This window comes from Nitrososphaerota archaeon (genome assembly GCA_011605775.1).
Classification (GTDB): Archaea; Thermoproteota; Nitrososphaeria; order Nitrososphaerales; family JAAOZN01; genus JAAOZN01.
In genome coordinates, this window is the sequence record JAAOZN010000001.1 from 1 (window position 1) to 3,176 (window position 3,176).

At 46.8% G+C, this 3,176-nt stretch carries 2 protein-coding genes; both read right to left on the minus strand.

Features of this window, described 5'->3' with window-relative positions; genetic code table 11:
- Positions 1–37 precede the first annotated feature (37 nt).
- On the minus strand, positions 38–883 hold the full coding sequence (locus HA494_00005; protein ID NHV96165.1) for an oxidoreductase: 846 nt from the start codon (positions 881–883) through the stop codon (positions 38–40).
- Position 884: 1 nt separating this feature from the next.
- Positions 885–3,176 (minus strand): molybdopterin-dependent oxidoreductase (locus tag HA494_00010; protein ID NHV96166.1); only part of this gene is annotated, 2,292 nt, incomplete at its 5' end.

The window sequence follows — 3,176 nt, forward strand, 5'->3', positions numbered from 1 at the left end:
CTCTTTCTCTCTCGTCAAGTTAAAAGTTGAGAGAATTTTAGGTCTTTTCCAGGAAGACGTAGCCAATATAGGTGCTTCTCTCTAACTTTACCTCTAGCTTCTCAGCCCGATACTGTGGATGCTCGAAACTCAAGGAGTAGTTACCGGGATCTAAGCCATCGAATTCGAAGTCTCCGAAGACGTTTGTGAAAGTAGTAAATGTTTTACCGCTTTCCCTTTCCTGAAGCATCACTTTTACTTTTTCGGCACACTCATCCACATCCTTGAATACCACGCTACCAGCCACGAATAATTTATTGTATTTGTATAATCCAATGTAGTAGACTCTTGGGTTAGCGCCGAGCTCGGGCTTTAACTGCTCTGCCTTCCCAGAGATCACAGCCTTATATACTTCGCTTTTGGGATCATCTAAATCACCAAATATTAATGCCTTTGTAGGACAGGCTTGCACACACCTTGGCTCCTTCCACCCGTTATCGAGTAAATGAGCACAAAAGGTGCATTTCTGAGGGATCTTCTTCTCCTCATTCCAGAAAATGACATTATAGGGGCAGGAGTTGAGTATCTGTTTTTGGTTAAACGCCTTCACCGGATCTATTATTACTATCCCATCTGGCCTCTTGTAGATCGCTCCATCCTTAGCCGCTTCTATACAAGGAGCATTATCGCAATGCATACAAGGTAAAGGTAAGTAGGCTACGCGGACGTGCGGGTATTGCCCCCTCTCTTTTGACAAGATATTCATCCAATAATGACCGTGCCTAGGTTGGGCTGATGAATATGGTAGATGATCGTTGTCCCAAAACTCATCTTTGCAGGCAAGGAAACAGTTGTAGCAGCCGTTGCATTTTGTTATATCAACAACCAAAGCCCACCTGACCATTTTACCCACCCCACTTCTCAACCTCAACTAAGCACGAATTGGGCGCCATGCCACATGCGTTCTTGGATATATACCTCGCAGGGGTCAGTAGGTTAAGGCACCCCCCTCTGTCAACCGAATTAGGATCTCCAGGTTCACCAATAGGGTCGTACACGTTGCAGGATTCCCAACCGTGGACAACACCTGGTCTCACCCTCTCGGTTACTTTTGCAACACATAGGACTGCCCCTCTATCATTATACACTTTAACTATATCTCCATCCTTGATCCCTCTCAGCTCGGCGTCCCTTGGGTTTATCCTAATAACCCAGTAGTATCGCCCATCTTCCTTTAGTACACGGTGATCGGGGATTTCATTTATCCACGTAGATTTTCCATCATAGTGTGTATGATATGAAAATCTAGGATGTGGCGAAATAAGCTGTAAGGGATACTTCTTCGCTCGCTCACTTAAATGCCCCTCCCACGATGGAATGAAACGCGGCAAAGGAGCTCTCTCGGCATCATTAGGGTCAAAACGTGAAAGCGTCTGTGAAACGAACTCTATTTTACCAGTTGGGGTTGCCAACCCCATCCTATTGATAGGACTGTCACGCGGAGCGGGCCCCCAGTCAGGCGTGTCTCTAGGCCTGTTTTCGTAGAACCAGCGTAGAGCTGGCGTACTTCTGTAGGGTTTTGGCAGCGGTACAACAAAGTAACCCTTCTTCTTGAACTCTTCCCACGATATATACTTCGAAACATCAGTTACATCAAACATTCTCTTAACCCAATCAAGCTCCGTCATCCCACCTTCTGAAAACTCGTCGTAGAAGCCTAGCCTTTTTGCCAGCTCTGCGAATATCTGGTAGTCACTCTTTGATTCGCCTAAAGGATCTATACACTTCATATGAAGAACTATCATCCTATGATTGGTGCCGCAAGAAGAATGTGGTATGTAGCCTGAGCAACTAGCCCACTCACTTATATCCCAGCGTTCAAAGTTTGTGCAGGCTGGTAATATGATGTCAGCAAACTTTGTATCGGGCTCGTTCACAAATAATGTCTGACTTACAACCAATTCTAGCTTAGGGCTTCTGTACATCCGAGCCCATCTATTCGTTTCAGTCATCGTTCCTATGTATGCTCCACCAATTCTGTAAAGTAGCTTGGCTTCACTATAACCTGGCGTTGGATATCTGAAAGCTCTAAGTTGATGCTCTATTGATTCGCCACAAAAGCCCCTACCCCTCCACTCAACTGGCGGATTCAGTATACACTCAGGTAGAAGAAGTCGGGGTATGTGGTGTGAATCGTGAATTGGACAAGCGGTCGGCTTCTTAACCATACCTCTGCCTAATAGCTCAAACATAGCCGCGGTCTTTTGCGGATCTCCAGATATACCACCTTCTGCATAACCTGGGAAGTAAAAGTTCGCATTGTATGGTGCGCCTTGTGTCGTGCTCCATATGTTGACCCCAGGCTTCCCCAATCCTTGCATAGCTGCAAGCGCAACCATCATTCTTGTCCACTCTGTTGCATATGCAGATCTGCATGCCCCTCCCCATCCACCAAGTCCACCTGCAGCCAGCATTGTTCTTTTGGAGGCCCATTCTCTTGCCAGCGCCCTTATCTCTCTAGCTGGTATGTCTGTTAATTCTTCAGCCCACTTAGGAGTCTTAGGTACCCCATCTTCTTCACCTAGTACGTATTTCTTAAACTCGTCGAAGCCATATGTGTGCGTGGCTACATACTCTTTATCATACCTATCTTCAACTAGCCACGTATAAGCTATTGCTAGAGCTAGAGCGGTATCCGTGCCAGGCCTAGGTGCAAACCACTTGTCTGCGTAGAGTGCGGCTGTATAGTTATAGTGTGGGTCTATGAAAACCATCTTTACCCCAAGTTCTCTTAACCACTGCCTCCAAGGTGCGGATTCATAACCTTGGTAGCCTATGGCTCGGTTCGAGTCTGGATCTGAGGACCAGAATACGATCATCTCACAGTTCTTTAACGCGTCTTCAAGTAGATCGTACTGTTCTGGGACACCGAGCCGCCAGTAGAACCCCCACATGTGCATAGCACCCCAGTGCCACCCCTCCCAGCTATCAGGATTGTGATCTATGTAGGTGAAGCCCAAGAGGTTAAAGAATCTGAAGAAAGCGCTGTGCCTGTAGCCAATATTCCCCCATTCGTGGTGTGATGATGCTGTTGCTGCTATAGCTGATGGACCGTATTTTCTCTTCACACGCTCCATCTCTCTGGTGACTATGCTCAAAGCTTCCTCCCAGCTTATGCGCTCATAACCAGATTTGCC